Below are 15,801 nucleotides of genomic sequence, written 5' to 3'. Positions count from 1 at the left end.
GGAAGGAGCAAGACACCAAATGACAAGAGAGTTCTCTTTAGAAAACACTCGTAATATTGGTATCATGGCTCACATCGATGCTGGTAAAACAACAGCAACTGAGCGTATTCTGTATTACACAGGACGTATTCATAAAATCGGTGAAACTCATGAAGGTGCATCTCAGATGGACTGGATGGAGCAAGAGCAAGAGCGTGGTATCACAATTACTTCTGCTGCAACTACAGCTCAATGGAAAGGTCACCGTGTAAACATCATTGACACTCCAGGACACGTAGACTTCACAGTAGAAGTAGAACGTTCTTTACGCGTACTTGATGGTGCGGTAGCAGTACTTGATGCACAATCTGGTGTAGAACCACAAACAGAAACTGTTTGGCGTCAGGCTACTACTTACGGTGTACCTCGTATCGTATTCGTTAACAAAATGGATAAGATCGGTGCAGATTTCTTATACTCTGTAGGAACAATCCACGATCGTTTACAAGCAAACGCACATCCAATTCAGTTACCAATCGGTGCTGAAGATGAGTTCAATGGTATCATTGACCTTGTTGAAGAGTGTGCTTACATGTACGGTAACGATTTAGGAACAGACATCGAGCGTGTCGAAATTCCTGAAGAGCACAAAGAACTAGCTGAAGAATACCGCGGAAAGCTTATTGAAGCGGTAGCTGAGCTTGATGAAGAAATGATGATGAAGTACCTAGAAGGTGAAGAAATCACTGTAGAAGAGCTTAAAGCTGGTATCCGTAAGGCTACAACTTCTGTAGAATTCTTCCCAGTAATCTGTGGTTCTGCATTCAAAAACAAAGGTGTTCAAATTCTGTTAGACGCAGTTATCGACTACCTACCATCTCCATTAGATGTACCTGCTATTAAAGGTACTCTTCCGGATACAGATGAAGAAATCGAACGTAAGTCTAGCGATGAAGAACCATTCGCAGCTTTAGCATTCAAAATCATGACTGACCCTTATGTTGGTAAGTTAACGTTCTTCCGTGTGTACTCTGGTGTGTTAAACTCTGGATCATACGTGAAAAACTCAACTAAAGGTAAGCGTGAGCGTGTAGGACGTATCCTACAAATGCACGCTAACAGCCGTGAAGAGATTTCAACAGTTTACGCTGGTGATATCGCTGCTGCTGTAGGTTTAAAAGATACTACTACTGGTGATACTCTTTGTGACGAGAAGAGCCTTGTTATCCTTGAGTCTATGGAATTCCCAGAGCCAGTTATCTCTGTAGCTATCGAACCAAAATCTAAAGCTGACCAAGATAAAATGGGTACAGCATTATCTAAGCTTTCTGAAGAAGATCCAACATTCCGTGCTCACACTGACCAAGAAACTGGCCAAACTATCATCGCTGGTATGGGTGAACTTCACCTTGATATCATCGTTGACCGTATGCGCCGTGAATTCAAAGTCGAAGCAAACGTTGGTGCTCCTCAGGTAGCATACCGTGAAACTTTCCGCGCTGCTGCGAAAGTTGAAGGTAAGTTTGCTCGTCAATCTGGTGGACGTGGACAATTCGGTCACGTTTGGATTGAGTTTGCACCTAACGAAGAAGGTAAAGGATTTGAATTCGAAAACAAAATCGTCGGCGGTGTAGTTCCACGTGAATACATCCCAGCTGTTGGAGCGGGTCTTGAAGACTCACTTAAAAATGGTGTACTAGCTGGTTATCCACTAGTTGACATTAAAGCAGCATTAGTTGACGGTTCTTACCATGATGTCGATTCATCTGAGATGGCGTTCAAAATCGCTGCATCAATGGCACTTAAAGCTGCGGTTTCTAAATGTAACCCAGTAATTCTTGAGCCAATGATGAAAGTTGAAGTTGTAATTCCTGAAGAGTACATGGGAGACATCATGGGTGACGTAACATCTCGTCGTGGACGTGTAGAAGGTATGGAAGCTCGCGGTAACGCACAAGTTGTTCGCGCTATGGTTCCACTTTCTGAAATGTTCGGTTATGCGACAGCATTACGTTCTAACACTCAAGGACGCGGAACATTCTCAATGACATTTGATCATTATGAAGAAGTACCGAAGTCTGTTTCAGAAGAAATTATTAAAAAAAATAAAGGCGAATAATTGATTTTTATCAATTGTTCGAGTATAACTACTTATGTAAGCTTAGAAAGTGGGACGTAAGTTTCGCTTTCTAGTCTAAATATAAAATAACCTATATAAACTAAGGAGGAATTTAGAATGGCTAAAGCTAAATTCGAACGTTCTAAACCCCATGTTAACATCGGTACAATCGGCCACGTTGACCATGGTAAAACTACATTAACTGCTGCGATCACTACAGTTCTTGCAAAAGCTGGTGGTGCTGAAGCACGCGGATACGATCAAATCGACGCTGCTCCAGAAGAAAGAGAGCGCGGAATCACAATCTCAACTGCACACGTTGAGTACGAAACTGAAACTCGTCACTATGCACACGTTGACTGCCCAGGTCACGCTGACTATGTTAAAAACATGATCACTGGTGCTGCTCAAATGGACGGCGGTATCTTAGTAGTATCTGCTGCTGATGGCCCAATGCCTCAAACACGTGAGCACATCCTTCTTTCTCGTCAAGTAGGTGTTCCTTACATCGTTGTATTCTTAAACAAATGCGACATGGTAGACGACGAAGAATTATTAGAATTAGTAGAAATGGAAGTTCGTGACCTATTATCTGAATACGGATTCCCAGGCGACGACATTCCTGTAATCAAAGGTTCTGCTCTTAAAGCTCTTCAAGGAGAAGCTGATTGGGAAGCAAAAATCATTGAATTAATGACTGAAGTTGATGCTTACATCCCAACTCCAGAACGTGAAACTGACAAACCATTCTTAATGCCTATCGAGGATGTATTCTCTATCACAGGTCGTGGTACAGTTGCAACTGGTCGTGTAGAGCGCGGAATCGTTAAAGTTGGTGACGTAGTAGAAATCATCGGTCTTGCTGAAGAGAATGCTTCTACAACTGTAACTGGTGTAGAAATGTTCCGTAAACTTCTTGACCAAGCTCAAGCTGGAGACAACATCGGTGCTCTTCTTCGTGGGGTTGCTCGTGAAGACATCCAACGTGGACAAGTTCTTGCTAAAACTGGCTCTGTAAAAGCACACGCTAAATTCAAAGCTGAAGTTTTCGTATTATCTAAAGAAGAAGGTGGACGTCACACTCCATTCTTCGCTAACTACCGTCCTCAGTTCTACTTCCGTACAACTGACGTAACTGGTATCATCCAATTACCAGAAGGTACTGAAATGGTAATGCCTGGTGACAACATCGAAATGACTATCGAACTTATCGCTCCAATCGCTATCGAAGAGGGAACTAAATTCTCTATTCGTGAAGGTGGACGTACAGTAGGTTACGGTGTAGTTGCTACTATCGTTGAGTAATCTTAGCTGATATAAAAAAACCTAAGGGATTTTCCCTTAGGTTTTTTGTTTGCGTTTATATAAAGAAGAAGAGTGTGTTTTTTTGTTTTGACGAGTTTCTTCTATAGTAATATAAAAACAACAAAAGATAATCCAGAAACTGTAAAACGAATTCTGTTAGATGAAAACTTGAAATTCTTTAAAGTGCCATGTATAATAGCAAAAGTAGAGAAAAGCAGATGCAAACAAAAAGATGCTTGCATCTAGACGAATAACATTGTATAATAGACAATGTTGGTCTTTGACTGCGATGAAGTGGAAGGTTGCTGACACACCCGGCCGCTTTGCCATGGCATGGTGTGGGGAAATTTCCATGGAGAAGGTCTATTTTAGAAATAGGCGAACGAAGGAGGGAAAATAATGGCAAAAGAAAAAATTCGTATCCGTTTAAAAGCTTATGATCACCGTATTCTTGATCAATCAGCTGAGAAAATTGTAGAAACAGCTAAGCGTTCTGGGGCAACAGTTTCTGGTCCGATCCCATTACCAACTGAGAAGACTATTTACACAATTCTTCGTGCTGTTCATAAGTACAAAGATTCTCGTGAGCAATTCGAAATGCGCACACACAAACGTTTAATCGATATCGTGAGTCCTACTCCACAAACAGTAGATTCATTAATGCGTTTAGACTTACCGTCTGGTGTAGATATCGAAATCAAACTATAAATTATATAACTTAAAAATGTAGGAGGTGTAACTCATGACCAAAGGAATCTTAGGAAGAAAGATCGGTATGACTCAAGTATTTGCTGAGAACGGTGAGTTAATCCCAGTAACAGTTATCGCTGCTAATCCAAACGTTGTTCTTCAAAAGAAAACAACTGAAACTGATGGCTACAATGCAATCCAGTTAGGATTTGAAGATAAACGTGAAAAGTTAACTAACAAACCTGAACAAGGCCACACTGCTAAAGCATCTACAACTCCTAAGCGCTTCATTCGCGAAATCCGCGATGCAGACGTGGACGGATTAGAGGTTGGTCAAGAGGTAAAAGTTGAAGTTTTCGCTGCAGGTGAAATCGTTGACGTAACAGGAATTTCTAAAGGTAAAGGTTTCCAAGGTGTTATCAAACGCCACGGACAATCTCGCGGACCTATGTCTCATGGTTCTCGCTATCACCGTCGTCCAGGTTCAATGGGCCCAGTTGCTCCGAACCGTGTATTCAAAGGCAAAAAACTTGCTGGACGTATGGGTGGAGACCAAGTTACTATCCAAAACTTAGAAATCGTTCAAGTTGACACTGAGCGCAACTTATTACTAGTAAAAGGTAACGTTCCAGGTGCTAAGAAATCTCTTGTAGTTGTTCAAGGCGCTGTGAAGGTTAGCAAATAATTCACAATAGGAAGGAGGAATTCCAATGCCAAAAGTTACTGTATATAACCAAACTGGTTCACAGGTTGGTGAAATCGAATTAGCTGAAGCTATTTTCGGTATCGAACCAAATGAAGCTGTACTTTTCGAAGCTGTAATGATGCAACGTGCATCTTTACGTCAAGGTACACACAAAGTAAAAACTCGCTCTGAAGTTCGCGGTGGTGGTCGTAAACCATGGCGTCAAAAAGGAACTGGACGTGCTCGTCAAGGGTCTATCCGCTCTCCTCAATGGCGTGGTGGTGGTACGGTATTCGGACCTACACCAAGAAGCTATGCGTACAAACTTCCTAAGAAAGTTCGTCGTTTAGCAATCAAATCTGCATTAGCTACTAAAGTAGTTGAGAACAACATTGTAGTTCTTGAAGACCTAGTGTTAAATGCACCAAAAACAAAAGACATGCTAGCAGTACTTAAAGGATTAACTGTTGAGAAGAAAGCTCTTATCGTAACTGCTGATGCAAACGAATCTGTAGAGTTATCTGCTCGCAATATCCCTGGAGTAACAGTAATCACTGCTGATGGCGTAAACGTTTTAGACGTGCTTCATCATGATAAGCTAATCATGACAAAAGCGGCAGTGGAAAAAGTAGAGGAGGTGCTTGCATAATGAGAGATCCTCGTGATATCATTAAGCGCCCAGTTATCACTGAACGTTCTATGGAAATGATGGCTGAAAAAAAATACACGTTCGATGTGGACGTTAAATCTAATAAAACAGAAGTTAAAGATGCTCTTGAAGCGATCTTTGGTGTTAAAGTAGAAAAAGTGAACATCATGAACTACAAGCCGAAAGCAAAACGCGTTGGTCGTCACGCTGGTTTTACTAGCCGTCGTCGTAAAGCAATCGTTAAGCTAACTGCTGACAGCAAAGAAATCGAAATCTTCCAAGGCGTTTAATTCTTACTAAAGAAGGAGGGAAATTGAGATGGGAATTAAAAAGTATAATCCAACTACTAACGGTCGTCGTAATATGACTACGAATGATTTCGCTGAAATCACGACTGACAGACCCGAAAAGTCATTACTTGCTCCTTTAAGCAAGAAGGCTGGTCGTAATAACCAAGGTAAAATTACTGTACGTCATCAAGGTGGCGGACATAAGCGTCAATACCGTATCATCGACTTTAAGCGTAACAAAGATGGAATTCCAGGACGCGTTGCTACGATCGAATACGATCCAAACCGCTCTGCGAATATCGCATTAATTAACTACGTTGACGGTGAAAAACGTTACATTCTTGCTCCTAAATCTTTAGAAGTAGGTATGGAAGTTATGTCTGGCCCAGAAGCTGACATCAAAATCGGTAACGCATTACCATTAATCAACATTCCAGTAGGTACTGTTGTTCATAACATCGAGCTTAAGCCTGGTCGTGGCGGACAATTAGTTCGTTCTGCTGGTACATCTGCTCAAGTACTTGGTAAAGAAGGTAAATACGTACTTGTACGTTTAACTTCTGGTGAAGTACGTCTTGTATTATCTGCTTGTCGCGCTTCAATCGGTCAAGTAGGTAACGAACAACACGAACTTATTAAAATCGGTAAAGCAGGTCGCTCTCGCTGGTTAGGTAAACGCCCAACAGTTCGTGGTTCTGTAATGAACCCGGTTGATCACCCACACGGTGGTGGTGAAGGACGTTCTCCAATCGGACGTAAGTCTCCAATGTCTCCATGGGGTAAACCAACTCTTGGATTCAAGACTCGTAAGAAAAACAAAGCGTCTGACAAATTCATCGTTCGTCGTCGTAAAAAATAATGGGATTGTAGTACGGTTCATTTCTAGAACCGTACGCCAATCACGAAGGGAGGCACCAAAATGGCTCGTAGCTTAAAAAAAGGACCATTTGTCGATGATCACTTAATGAGCAAAATGGAAAAATTAGTTGCATCTGAGCAAAAACAAGTTGTTAAAACTTGGTCTCGCCGTTCAACAATCTTCCCTCAGTTCATCGGACACACAATCGCTGTATATGATGGTCGTAAACACGTACCTGTGTACATCACTGAGGATATGGTTGGCCATAAGTTAGGTGAATTCGCACCAACTCGTACGTATAAAGGTCACCTTGCTGACGATAAGAAAACTAGAAGATAATGAGAGGAGGCACTTCAATGCAAGCTAAAGCAGTAGCGAGAACAGTTCGTATTGCTCCTCGTAAAGTTCGTTTAGTAGTAGACTTAATCCGAGGTAAGCAAGTGGGTGAAGCGATTGCTATCCTTAACCACACACCAAAAACTGCTTCTCCAGTTGTAGAAAAAGTTTTAAAATCTGCAATCGCAAATGCAGAGCACAATTATGAGATGGACATTAACAACCTAGTTGTTGAAAAAGTCTTCGTTGACGAAGGTCCAACGTTGAAACGTTTCCGTCCACGTGCAATGGGTCGTGCAAGCCAAATTAACAAACGCACAAGCCACATTACAGTTGTGGTATCAGAAAAGAAGGAGGGATAATCGATGGGTCAAAAGGTTAATCCAATTGGTCTTCGTGTCGGTGTTATCCGTGACTGGGAATCTCGTTGGTTCGCTGAGAAAGATTACGCTACATTATTACATGAAGACATCAAAATCCGTGAGTACATTAATGTACGCTTAAAAGATTCTGCTGTTGCTAAAGTAGAAATCGAACGTGCAGCAAATCGTGTAAATGTTACAATTCACACTGCAAAACCTGGTATGGTAATTGGTAAAGGTGGTACTGAAGTTGAAGCACTTCGTAAAGCTCTTAACCAATTAACAGGCAAGCGTGTACACATCAACATTTTAGAAGTTAAGAGAGCTGATCTTAACGCTAAATTAGTAGGCGAAAACATCGCTCGTCAATTAGAAAACCGTGTATCATTCCGTCGTGCACAAAAGCAAGTTATTCAACGTGCTATGCGTGCAGGTGCTAAAGGTATTAAAACACAGGTTTCTGGTCGTCTTGGCGGAGCTGATATCGCTCGTGCAGAATCTTACAGTGAAGGAACTGTTCCACTTCATACACTTCGCGCTGATATTGACTATGCAGCAGTTGAAGCTGATACAACATACGGTAAATTAGGCGTAAAAGTATGGATCTACCGTGGAGAAGTCCTTCCTACAAAAAAGAAAGCTTCTGAGGAAGGAGGAAAATAATATGTTAATGCCAAAACGCGTAAAATATCGTAGAGAGCATCGTGGTAAAATGCGTGGTCGTGCTAAAGGTGGAACTGAAGTTGCTTTCGGTGAATTCGGTTTACAAGCACAAGCTGCTTCATGGATTACAAACCGTCAAATCGAAGCTGCTCGTCGTGCAATGACTCGTTACATGAAACGTGGCGGTAAAGTATGGATTAAAATTTTCCCTTCTAAACCTTACACTGCAAAACCTCTAGAAGTACGTATGGGTTCCGGTAAAGGGGCACCAGAAGGCTGGGTAGCAGTAGTAAAACCTGGGAAAATTATGTTCGAAATCGCGGGTGTATCTGAAGAGGTAGCACGCGAAGCATTACGTCTTGCAGCTCACAAGTTACCTGTGAAATGTAAATTCGTAAAACGTGAAGAAAATGGTGGTGAATCTAATGAAAACTAATGATATTCGTGAATTAACCACTGCCGAAATCGAAACAAAAGTTAAAGCTTTAAAGGAAGAGTTGTTTAATCTTCGCTTCCAACTTGCTACAGGACAATTAGAGAATCCAACTCGCATTCGTGAAGTGCGTAAAGCAATTGCTCGTATGAAAACTGTAGTTCGTGAAAGAGAGATCGGAATTAATCGATAAATTGAGGGGAGGTTTGCATAGTGAGCGAACGTAACCAACGCAAAGTTTATACTGGTCGTGTAGTGTCTGACAAAATGGACAAAACGATTACAGTTTTAGTTGAAACTTACAAAACTCATTCCTTGTACGGAAAACGTGTTAAGTATTCTAAGAAGTACAAAGCCCATGATGAGCAAAACCAAGCGAAACTTGGCGATATCGTTAAAATCATGGAAACTCGCCCGCTTTCTGCTACTAAGCGTTTCCGTTTAGTTGAAATCGTTGAAGAAGCGGTTATTATCTAAATAGACGAATCGGAATTTTTAGTCCGAAGGGAGGTTTCATAACATGATCCAACAAGAATCTCGTTTGAAAGTTGCTGACAACTCTGGTGCACGTGAACTTTTAACAATTAAAGTATTAGGCGGCTCTGGTCGTAAATATGCTAACATTGGTGACATTATCGTTGCTACGGTAAAACAAGCAACACCAGGTGGCGTTGTTAAAAAAGGTGACGTTGTTAAAGCAGTAGTAGTACGTACGAAGAGCGGAGCTCGTCGTCCGGACGGTTCTTACATCAAATTTGATGAAAACGCAGCGGTTATCATTAAAGACGATAAGAGCCCACGTGGTACTCGTATCTTCGGACCAGTAGCTCGTGAATTACGTGATAGCAACTTCATGAAGATCGTTTCTTTAGCTCCAGAAGTTCTATAATTTAAGGTATTGCCTTGCTAAGGAGGTGCAGAATTAAGATGCATGTAAAAAAAGGTGATAAAGTACAGGTAATCACTGGTAAAGACAAAGGAAAACAAGGCGTTATCCTTGTGGCTTTCCCAAAGCAAAACCGTGTTATCGTTGAGGGTGTTAACATCGTTAAAAAACACTCTAAGCCATCTCAATTAAATCCACAAGGTGGAATTATTACTAAAGAAGCACCTATTCACGTTTCTAACGTTATGATTTTAGATCCGAAAACAGGTGAACCTACTCGCGTAGGCTTCAAAGTAGAAGATGGTAAAAAAGTTCGTATTGCAAAAAAATCTGGTGAATTATTAGATAAATAATTTTCTTAAGAAAGGAGGTCACTTCATTGAATCGCCTTAAAGAGAAGTTCCAAAAGGAAATTACTCCTGCTCTAGTGAGCAAGTTTAACTATAAATCTGTGATGGAAGTACCGAAAATCGAAAAGATCGTAATCAACACTGGTGTTGGTGACGCGGTATCTAACTCAAAAGCTTTAGACAATGCAGTAGAAGAATTAACACAAATCGCAGGTCAAAAACCTGTTGTAACTCGTGCTAAAAAATCAATCGCTGGTTTCCGTCTTCGTGAAGGTATGCCAATCGGTGCGAAAGTAACTTTACGCGGCGAGCAAATGTATGAGTTCTTCGACAAATTAGTATCGGTTTCTTTACCACGTGTACGTGATTTCCGTGGTGTTTCTAAGAAATCATTCGATGGTCGTGGGAACTACACATTAGGTGTTAAAGAGCAACTTATCTTCCCTGAGATTGATTATGATAAAGTAAGCAAAGTACGCGGTATGGACATCGTAATCGTTACTACAGCGAAAACTGATGAAGAAGCTCGTGAACTTTTAACACAATTCGGTATGCCATTCCAAAAATAATGGAAGCCAACGCTAAGTAGAGGAGGCGAAAACGTGGCTAAAAAATCTATGATAGCGAAACAAAAGCGTACTCCTAAGTTTAAAGTACAAGAGTATACACGTTGCGAACGCTGCGGTCGTCCGCATTCTGTATACCGCAAATTTAAACTTTGCCGTATTTGTTTCCGTGAACTTGCATATAAAGGTCAAATTCCTGGTGTTAAAAAAGCTAGTTGGTAAAACCCACAAATGGGAAGGAGGTAAAACACATGGTGATGACAGATCCAATTGCAGACATGCTTACTCGCATCCGTAATGCGAACATGGTACGTCATGAGAAATTAGAGGTTCCTGCTTCTAAAATCAAAAAAGAGATCGCTGAACTTTTAAAACGTGAAGGTTTCATTCGTGATGTAGAATACATCGAGGATAACAAACAAGGTATCCTTCGTATTTTCCTGAAATATGGTGCAAACAATGAACGTGTAATCACTGGATTAAAACGTATCAGTAAACCTGGCTTACGCGTTTACGCTAAAGCTGACGAAGTACCACGTGTACTTAACGGATTAGGTATCGCTCTTGTTTCTACATCTAAGGGAGTAATGACAGACAAAGACGCTCGTCAATTACAAACTGGTGGAGAAGTAGTAGCATACGTTTGGTAATATATATTTAAAACGAACGGAGGTGTGACCACATGTCTCGTATTGGTAAAAAGATTCTTGAAATCCCTGCAGGTGTTACTATTACAATTGCAGAAGACAATACTGTAACAGTAAAAGGCCCTAAAGGTGAATTAACTCGTAAATTCAATGCTGATATGTCTATCAAAATTGAAGAAAATACACTAACAGTTGAGCGTCCATCTGAACAGAAGGAACACCGTGCATTACACGGTACAACTCGTGCTTTAATCGGAAACATGGTTGAAGGTGTAACTGCAGGTTTCGCACGCGGACTTGAATTAGTCGGTGTTGGTTACCGTGCTCAAAAACAAGGAGATAAACTTGTTTTAAGCGTAGGTTATTCTCATCCAGTAGAAATGACTCCGGAAGCAGGACTTGAAGTTGAAGTACCTGCACCAACTAAAATCGTAATTAAAGGTATCGACAAGCAACGTGTTGGCGAATTTGCTGCTAACATCCGTGCTGTACGTGCTCCTGAGCCTTACAAAGGTAAAGGTATTCGTTACGAAGGCGAAGTTGTTCGTCGTAAAGAAGGTAAAACTGCTAAGTAAACCCGTTAGGTGAGAGAAAGGAGTGACAAGAAAATGATCACTAAAGCTGATAAAAATGCGACTCGTAAGAAAAGACATGCACGTGTACGTGCTAAACTTACTGGTACTGCAGAGCGTCCACGTTTAAACGTGTTCCGTTCTAACCAACATATTTACGCTCAAGTTATTGATGATGTGAATGGTGTAACGTTAGTAAGTGCATCTACTCTTGATAAAGACCTTGCTCTTAACGGTACTAGCAATACTGAAGCTGCTACGAAAGTTGGAGAATCAGTTGCTAAGCGTGCTGTAGAGAAAGGCGTTAAAGAAGTAGTATTTGATCGCGGTGGTTACTTATACCATGGCCGTGTTAAAGCTCTAGCTGAAGCTGCTCGTGAGGCTGGATTACAATTTTAATGGTCAAAGGAGGGAAAATTGATGCATCGCATTGACCCAAGTAAATTAGAACTTGAAGAACGTGTAGTTACGATAAATCGTGTCGCGAAAGTTGTTAAGGGTGGTCGTCGTTTCCGCTTTGCTGCACTAGTTGTAGTTGGCGATAAAAACGGTCATGTTGGATTCGGTACTGGTAAAGCACAAGAGGTACCAGACGCAATCCGCAAAGCTATCGAAGACGCTAAGAAAAACTTAATCGCTGTACCATTAGTTGGTACAACAATTCCACACACAATCAACGGTCACTTTGGAGCTGGTGAAGTATTCTTAAAACCTGCTGCTGAAGGTACTGGTGTTATTGCTGGTGGACCTGTTCGTGCGGTACTTGAATTAGCTGGTGTACAAGATATTCTTTCGAAATCTCTTGGTTCTAACACACCAATCAACATGATTCGCGCTACTGTGAACGGATTAAGCGAACTTAAGCGCGCTGAAGATGTTGCAAAATTACGCGGTAAATCTGTAGAAGAGCTACTAGGTTAAGGAGGGAAAACAAATGGCGAAAAAGTTAGAAATTACCCTCACTCGTAGTGTAATTGGTCGTCCACAAGATCAACGTGCGACGGTAGAAGCTTTAGGTCTTAAAAAGTTGAATTCAACTGTAGTTAAGGAAGAAACTCCTGCTATTCTTGGTATGATCAACAAAGTTTCTCACCTTTTAACTGTAAAAGAAGCTTAAGGATAACTCATTAATATAAGGAGGTGCCTGGGAATGAAACTTCATGAATTAAAACCTGCAGAAGGTTCTCGTAAAGTACGTAACCGTGTCGGTCGTGGTATCGGTTCTGGTAACGGTAAAACTGCTGGTAAAGGTCATAAAGGACAAAACGCACGTTCTGGTGGCGGTGTTCGTCTTGGCTTCGAAGGTGGTCAAACTCCATTATTCCGTCGTTTACCAAAACGCGGCTTCACAAACATTAACCGTAAAGAGTTTACTATTGTAAACTTATCAACGTTAAATCGTTTTGAAGATGGTACAGAAGTAACACCTGAATTATTGCTGGAAACTGGCGTTATCAGCAAGTTAAACGACGGTGTTAAAATTCTTGCAAGCGGAGCAGTAGAGAAAAAACTAACTGTTAAAGCGCACAAGTTCTCTTCAAGTGCTAAAGAAGCAATTGAAGCAGCTGGCGGATCAGTTGAGGTGATCTAATGTTTCGTACAATCTCCAACTTTATGCGCGTTGCTGAGATAAGACGTAAAATATTATTCACTTTAGCGATGTTAATCGTATTCAGGATTGGCACGTTTATCCCAGTGCCATTTACAAATGGAGACGTACTGAAAGCACAAGACCAATTAAATGCTTTAGGTATTCTAAATACATTTGGCGGTGGCGCCTTGAAAAACTTCTCCATCTTTGCGATGGGAATCATGCCGTATATTACAGCATCCATCATCGTGCAATTATTGCAGATGGATGTTGTTCCTAAATTTTCGGAATGGTCGAAGCAAGGTGAAATGGGCCGTCGTAAACTAACGCAATTCACGCGTTACTTTACAATTGTTCTTGCGTTTATTCAGGGGTTTGGTATGTCAATCGGTTTTAACGGTATGGTAGGTGGGCAATTAATTTTGAATCCTGGTTGGAGCACTTATTTATACATTGCTACGGTACTGACTGCTGGTACTGCATTTTTAATGTGGTTAGGCGAACAGATTACAGCTAAAGGTGTGGGTAATGGTATTTCCATCCTTATCTTTGGCGGTATTGCTGCAGCGATCCCAAGTGTTATATCTCAAGTGTATCAACAACAGTTTCAAAATATCGGAGATCAATTGTTCATGAGTATCGTTAAAGTTGCATTGATTTTACTAGCTGTGCTAGCAGTTATTGTTGGTGTTATTTTCATTCAACAAGCTGTTAGAAAGATCCCAATTCAATACGCGAAGCGTGTAACAGGAGGGAATGGGAATCATGCTGGAGCACAAAACACACATTTACCGCTTAAGGTAAATAGTGCGGGTGTTATTCCAGTCATTTTTGCTGTTTCATTCTTAATTACGCCTCCAACTATTGCACAGTTCTTCCCGAAACATGATGTATCGCAGTGGATTATTGCAAACTTTAACTATTCTCACCCAGTGGGAATGATCATATATGTTGCGCTCATTGTAGCCTTCACATATTTCTATGCGTTTGTTCAGGTTAATCCAGAGCAAATGTCAGAGAATCTAAACAAGCAAGGTGGATATGTTCCAGGTATTCGTCCGGGTAAGAATACAGAACAATATCTAACAAAAATCTTGTATCGTTTGACCTTTGTAGGATCAATTTTCCTAGCAGCGATTGCAATCTTACCAGTTATCTTTACGAAATTGGGAAATCTTCCTCCATCTGCACAGATTGGTGGAACGAGTATGTTAATCGTTGTCGGCGTTGCTTTAGAAACAATGAAGCAGCTAGAAAGCCAACTGGTAAAACGCCATTACAAAGGGTTTATCAAGCAGTGAGTAAGTGGGAAGAACCATCTTCCCTACATGCTCATGTACTGAGGGGGAACAAGGATGAACTTAATTTTAATGGGGCTTCCTGGTGCTGGTAAAGGTACACAAGCCGAACAGATTGTAGCCAAGTATAACATCCCTCACATTTCAACAGGAGATATGTTCCGTGCAGCTATGAAGGCTGAAACTGAAATGGGTCTACAAGCAAAATCTTTTATTGATAAAGGTGCACTTGTTCCAGATGAAGTTACAATCGGAATTGTTCGTGAACGTTTAAGTCAAGAAGACTGCGTAAGAGGTTTCTTACTAGACGGTTTCCCACGAACTGTTGCACAAGCATCAGCTCTTGAAGAGATTATGAAAGATCTTGGCAAAAAAATCGACTATGTTTTAAACATTAATGTGGATTCAGGGTTGTTATTAAAACGCCTTACAGGCCGTCGCATTTGTAAAGAGTGCGGTGCGACTTACCACTTAGAATTCAATCCACCAGCAACAGCTGATGTGTGCGATAAATGTGGTGGCGAATTATACCAACGCTCTGATGACAATGAAGAAACTGTAGCAAATCGTTTAGATGTGAATATTAAGCAAACAAAACCTTTGCTTGATTTCTACGACGAGCTTGGTTACTTAAAAAGCATTAATGGTGAGCAAGATATCAATAAAGTATTTGCTGATATCGATGTTCTCATCGGAGGCTTAGCGTAATGATCATCTGCAAAACTCCTCGCGAGATAGAAATCATGCGAGAAGCTGGCAGAATCGTTGCTTTAACTCATCAAGAGTTGAAACAGCACATTACTCCAGGAATTACAACGAAAGAGCTCGATCAAATAGCGGAAAAGACGATTCAAAAATATGGTGCTACGCCATCTTTTAAAGGATACAACGGATTTCCGGGGAGCATATGTGCTTCTGTAAATGAAGAGCTTGTACACGGAATTCCAGGAAAGCGCAAGCTCAAAGAGGGCGATATCATCAGTATCGATATTGGTGCGAAATACAATGGGTACCATGGAGATTCTGCATGGACGTATCCAGTTGGAAACATTTCTGAATCTGTTCAAAAGCTACTTGATGTCACAGAAAAATCGTTGTATCTTGGTCTAGAACAAGTAAAACCAGGCGAGAGATTATCAAATATCTCACATGCGGTTCAAACCCATGCTGAAGAGAATGGATTCTCGATCGTTAGGGAGTATGTTGGTCACGGAATCGGGCAAGACTTACATGAGGACCCTCAAATCCCGCACTATGGTCCACCAAATAGAGGCCCTAGATTAAAGCCGGGAATGGTCATCTGTGTTGAGCCGATGGTGAATCAAGGAAGACGATATGTAAAAACACTATCTGATGACTGGACAGTGGTAACGGTAGATGGTAAATGGTGTGCCCATTTTGAGCACACGATTGCTCTTACAGAAGCAGGATACGAAATCCTTACCACTTTATAAGTAGCTGGCTCTCCGGGATTTCAGAGCAGTGTAAAATGTTACTGATTTGAAGAAGGGAGAACTATTG

General features: G+C 41.1%; 26 protein-coding genes. All 26 read left to right on the top strand.

Annotation, left to right across the window (positions count from 1 at the left end):
• The first annotated feature begins 19 nt into the window (after positions 1–19).
• The 26 genes from fusA (at position 20) to map (ending at position 15,734) form a co-directional block, all read left to right on the top strand.
• Complete coding sequence (gene fusA, locus ACS2FK_RS27970) at positions 20–2,098, top strand: elongation factor G (RefSeq protein WP_000196383.1); 2,079 nt, start codon at positions 20–22, stop codon at positions 2,096–2,098.
• Between the two features lie 117 nt (positions 2,099–2,215).
• Complete coding sequence (gene tuf / locus ACS2FK_RS27965) at positions 2,216–3,403, top strand: elongation factor Tu (RefSeq protein ID WP_001029617.1); 1,188 nt, start codon at positions 2,216–2,218, stop codon at positions 3,401–3,403.
• A gap of 399 nt (positions 3,404–3,802) precedes the next feature.
• Positions 3,803–4,111, top strand: coding sequence for a 30S ribosomal protein S10 (gene rpsJ, locus ACS2FK_RS27960; RefSeq protein WP_001040595.1), 309 nt, complete (start codon positions 3,803–3,805; stop codon positions 4,109–4,111).
• Positions 4,112–4,145: 34 nt separating this feature from the next.
• Positions 4,146–4,778, top strand: coding sequence for a 50S ribosomal protein L3 (gene rplC / locus ACS2FK_RS27955; protein ID WP_000160209.1), 633 nt, complete (start codon positions 4,146–4,148; stop codon positions 4,776–4,778).
• Between the two features lie 25 nt (positions 4,779–4,803).
• Positions 4,804–5,427 (top strand): 50S ribosomal protein L4, encoded by a 624-nt coding sequence (rplD, locus tag ACS2FK_RS27950; protein ID WP_001127258.1) that lies wholly within the window; start codon positions 4,804–4,806, stop codon positions 5,425–5,427.
• Entirely contained in the window at positions 5,427–5,717 is a 291-nt protein-coding gene (gene rplW, locus ACS2FK_RS27945; protein ID WP_001205558.1) for a 50S ribosomal protein L23, read from the top strand. The genes rplD and rplW overlap by 1 nt, the downstream gene beginning before the upstream one ends.
• 28 nt (positions 5,718–5,745) lie before the next feature.
• Positions 5,746–6,576, top strand: a complete 831-nt coding sequence (gene rplB, locus ACS2FK_RS27940) for a 50S ribosomal protein L2 (protein WP_000511583.1) — start codon at positions 5,746–5,748, stop codon at positions 6,574–6,576.
• Positions 6,577–6,636: 60 nt separating this feature from the next.
• On the top strand, positions 6,637–6,915 hold the full coding sequence (gene rpsS / locus ACS2FK_RS27935; protein WP_000124454.1) for a 30S ribosomal protein S19: 279 nt from the start codon (positions 6,637–6,639) through the stop codon (positions 6,913–6,915).
• Between the two features lie 17 nt (positions 6,916–6,932).
• On the top strand, positions 6,933–7,274 hold the full coding sequence (gene rplV / locus ACS2FK_RS27930; protein WP_001148024.1) for a 50S ribosomal protein L22: 342 nt from the start codon (positions 6,933–6,935) through the stop codon (positions 7,272–7,274).
• Between the two features lie 3 nt (positions 7,275–7,277).
• A complete protein-coding gene (gene rpsC / locus ACS2FK_RS27925) occupies positions 7,278–7,937 on the top strand; it encodes a 30S ribosomal protein S3 (protein WP_000529956.1) in 660 nt (219 codons plus the stop codon).
• A gap of 1 nt (position 7,938) precedes the next feature.
• Complete coding sequence (gene rplP / locus ACS2FK_RS27920; RefSeq protein WP_000928971.1) at positions 7,939–8,373, top strand: 50S ribosomal protein L16; 435 nt, start codon at positions 7,939–7,941, stop codon at positions 8,371–8,373.
• On the top strand, positions 8,363–8,563 hold the full coding sequence (gene rpmC / locus ACS2FK_RS27915; RefSeq protein ID WP_000855718.1) for a 50S ribosomal protein L29: 201 nt from the start codon (positions 8,363–8,365) through the stop codon (positions 8,561–8,563). Before rplP ends, rpmC begins: the two co-directional genes overlap by 11 nt.
• 20 nt (positions 8,564–8,583) lie before the next feature.
• Positions 8,584–8,847 (top strand): 30S ribosomal protein S17, encoded by a 264-nt coding sequence (gene rpsQ, locus ACS2FK_RS27910; protein WP_000004106.1) that lies wholly within the window; start codon positions 8,584–8,586, stop codon positions 8,845–8,847.
• 43 nt (positions 8,848–8,890) lie between these two features.
• Complete coding sequence (rplN, locus tag ACS2FK_RS27905) at positions 8,891–9,259, top strand: 50S ribosomal protein L14 (protein ID WP_000615912.1); 369 nt, start codon at positions 8,891–8,893, stop codon at positions 9,257–9,259.
• A gap of 38 nt (positions 9,260–9,297) precedes the next feature.
• Positions 9,298–9,609, top strand: a complete 312-nt coding sequence (gene rplX / locus ACS2FK_RS27900; protein ID WP_000558200.1) for a 50S ribosomal protein L24 — start codon at positions 9,298–9,300, stop codon at positions 9,607–9,609.
• Positions 9,610–9,635: 26 nt separating this feature from the next.
• A complete protein-coding gene (gene rplE, locus ACS2FK_RS27895) occupies positions 9,636–10,175 on the top strand; it encodes a 50S ribosomal protein L5 (RefSeq protein WP_001080829.1) in 540 nt (179 codons plus the stop codon).
• A gap of 33 nt (positions 10,176–10,208) precedes the next feature.
• The gene (gene rpsN / locus ACS2FK_RS27890) at positions 10,209–10,394 is read left to right on the top strand and encodes a 30S ribosomal protein S14 (protein ID WP_001085700.1); all 186 of its coding nucleotides are present in this window, start codon (positions 10,209–10,211) and stop codon (positions 10,392–10,394) included.
• Positions 10,395–10,423: 29 nt separating this feature from the next.
• Positions 10,424–10,822, top strand: coding sequence for a 30S ribosomal protein S8 (rpsH, locus tag ACS2FK_RS27885; protein ID WP_000245511.1), 399 nt, complete (start codon positions 10,424–10,426; stop codon positions 10,820–10,822).
• Between the two features lie 32 nt (positions 10,823–10,854).
• Entirely contained in the window at positions 10,855–11,394 is a 540-nt protein-coding gene (rplF, locus tag ACS2FK_RS27880) for a 50S ribosomal protein L6 (RefSeq protein ID WP_000086551.1), read from the top strand.
• Between the two features lie 33 nt (positions 11,395–11,427).
• Positions 11,428–11,790: a 50S ribosomal protein L18 gene (gene rplR, locus ACS2FK_RS27875; RefSeq protein ID WP_000628818.1), complete on the top strand. Its 363-nt coding sequence runs from the start codon at positions 11,428–11,430 to the stop codon at positions 11,788–11,790.
• 21 nt (positions 11,791–11,811) lie between these two features.
• Positions 11,812–12,312: a 30S ribosomal protein S5 gene (gene rpsE / locus ACS2FK_RS27870; protein ID WP_000554646.1), complete on the top strand. Its 501-nt coding sequence runs from the start codon at positions 11,812–11,814 to the stop codon at positions 12,310–12,312.
• Between the two features lie 13 nt (positions 12,313–12,325).
• Positions 12,326–12,508, top strand: coding sequence for a 50S ribosomal protein L30 (rpmD, locus tag ACS2FK_RS27865; protein WP_001085233.1), 183 nt, complete (start codon positions 12,326–12,328; stop codon positions 12,506–12,508).
• A 33-nt stretch (positions 12,509–12,541) separates the two neighbouring features.
• Positions 12,542–12,982 (top strand): 50S ribosomal protein L15, encoded by a 441-nt coding sequence (rplO, locus tag ACS2FK_RS27860; RefSeq protein ID WP_000766083.1) that lies wholly within the window; start codon positions 12,542–12,544, stop codon positions 12,980–12,982.
• Complete coding sequence (secY, locus tag ACS2FK_RS27855; protein ID WP_000490118.1) at positions 12,982–14,283, top strand: preprotein translocase subunit SecY; 1,302 nt, start codon at positions 12,982–12,984, stop codon at positions 14,281–14,283. Before rplO ends, secY begins: the two co-directional genes overlap by 1 nt.
• A gap of 54 nt (positions 14,284–14,337) precedes the next feature.
• A complete protein-coding gene (locus ACS2FK_RS27850) occupies positions 14,338–14,988 on the top strand; it encodes an adenylate kinase (RefSeq protein WP_001048997.1) in 651 nt (216 codons plus the stop codon).
• Positions 14,988–15,734, top strand: a complete 747-nt coding sequence (map, locus tag ACS2FK_RS27845) for a type I methionyl aminopeptidase (RefSeq protein ID WP_000582539.1) — start codon at positions 14,988–14,990, stop codon at positions 15,732–15,734. The genes ACS2FK_RS27850 and map overlap by 1 nt, the downstream gene beginning before the upstream one ends.
• The last annotated feature ends 67 nt before the right edge of the window (positions 15,735–15,801 follow it).

This window comes from Bacillus cereus group sp. BceL220, assembly GCF_051776965.1.
In the GTDB taxonomy this organism is placed as follows: Bacteria; Bacillota; Bacilli; order Bacillales; family Bacillaceae_G; genus Bacillus_A; species Bacillus_A cereus.
This window is presented reverse-complemented; position numbering and strand designations above follow the sequence as displayed.

Excerpts from the sequence above, each read along its gene's own strand:
- fusA (WP_000196383.1), top strand. The coding sequence starts at position 20 with ATGACAAGAGAGTTCTCTTTAGAAAACACTCGTAATATTGGTATCATG.
- tuf (WP_001029617.1), top strand. The coding sequence starts at position 2,216 with ATGGCTAAAGCTAAATTCGAACGTTCTAAACCCCATGTTAACATCGGT.
- rpsJ (WP_001040595.1), top strand. The coding sequence starts at position 3,803 with ATGGCAAAAGAAAAAATTCGTATCCGTTTAAAAGCTTATGATCACCGT.
- rplC (WP_000160209.1), top strand. The coding sequence starts at position 4,146 with ATGACCAAAGGAATCTTAGGAAGAAAGATCGGTATGACTCAAGTATTT.
- rplD (WP_001127258.1), top strand. The coding sequence starts at position 4,804 with ATGCCAAAAGTTACTGTATATAACCAAACTGGTTCACAGGTTGGTGAA.
- rplW (WP_001205558.1), top strand. The coding sequence starts at position 5,427 with ATGAGAGATCCTCGTGATATCATTAAGCGCCCAGTTATCACTGAACGT.
- rplB (WP_000511583.1), top strand. The coding sequence starts at position 5,746 with ATGGGAATTAAAAAGTATAATCCAACTACTAACGGTCGTCGTAATATG.
- rpsS (WP_000124454.1), top strand. The coding sequence starts at position 6,637 with ATGGCTCGTAGCTTAAAAAAAGGACCATTTGTCGATGATCACTTAATG.
- rplV (WP_001148024.1), top strand. The coding sequence starts at position 6,933 with ATGCAAGCTAAAGCAGTAGCGAGAACAGTTCGTATTGCTCCTCGTAAA.
- rpsC (WP_000529956.1), top strand. The coding sequence starts at position 7,278 with ATGGGTCAAAAGGTTAATCCAATTGGTCTTCGTGTCGGTGTTATCCGT.
- rplP (WP_000928971.1), top strand. The coding sequence starts at position 7,939 with ATGTTAATGCCAAAACGCGTAAAATATCGTAGAGAGCATCGTGGTAAA.
- rpmC (WP_000855718.1), top strand. The coding sequence starts at position 8,363 with ATGAAAACTAATGATATTCGTGAATTAACCACTGCCGAAATCGAAACA.
- rplN (WP_000615912.1), top strand. The coding sequence starts at position 8,891 with ATGATCCAACAAGAATCTCGTTTGAAAGTTGCTGACAACTCTGGTGCA.
- rplX (WP_000558200.1), top strand. The coding sequence starts at position 9,298 with ATGCATGTAAAAAAAGGTGATAAAGTACAGGTAATCACTGGTAAAGAC.
- rpsH (WP_000245511.1), top strand. The coding sequence starts at position 10,424 with ATGGTGATGACAGATCCAATTGCAGACATGCTTACTCGCATCCGTAAT.
- rplF (WP_000086551.1), top strand. The coding sequence starts at position 10,855 with ATGTCTCGTATTGGTAAAAAGATTCTTGAAATCCCTGCAGGTGTTACT.
- rplR (WP_000628818.1), top strand. The coding sequence starts at position 11,428 with ATGATCACTAAAGCTGATAAAAATGCGACTCGTAAGAAAAGACATGCA.
- rpsE (WP_000554646.1), top strand. The coding sequence starts at position 11,812 with ATGCATCGCATTGACCCAAGTAAATTAGAACTTGAAGAACGTGTAGTT.
- rpmD (WP_001085233.1), top strand. The coding sequence starts at position 12,326 with ATGGCGAAAAAGTTAGAAATTACCCTCACTCGTAGTGTAATTGGTCGT.
- rplO (WP_000766083.1), top strand. The coding sequence starts at position 12,542 with ATGAAACTTCATGAATTAAAACCTGCAGAAGGTTCTCGTAAAGTACGT.
- secY (WP_000490118.1), top strand. The coding sequence starts at position 12,982 with ATGTTTCGTACAATCTCCAACTTTATGCGCGTTGCTGAGATAAGACGT.
- ACS2FK_RS27850 (WP_001048997.1), top strand. The coding sequence starts at position 14,338 with ATGAACTTAATTTTAATGGGGCTTCCTGGTGCTGGTAAAGGTACACAA.
- map (WP_000582539.1), top strand. The coding sequence starts at position 14,988 with ATGATCATCTGCAAAACTCCTCGCGAGATAGAAATCATGCGAGAAGCT.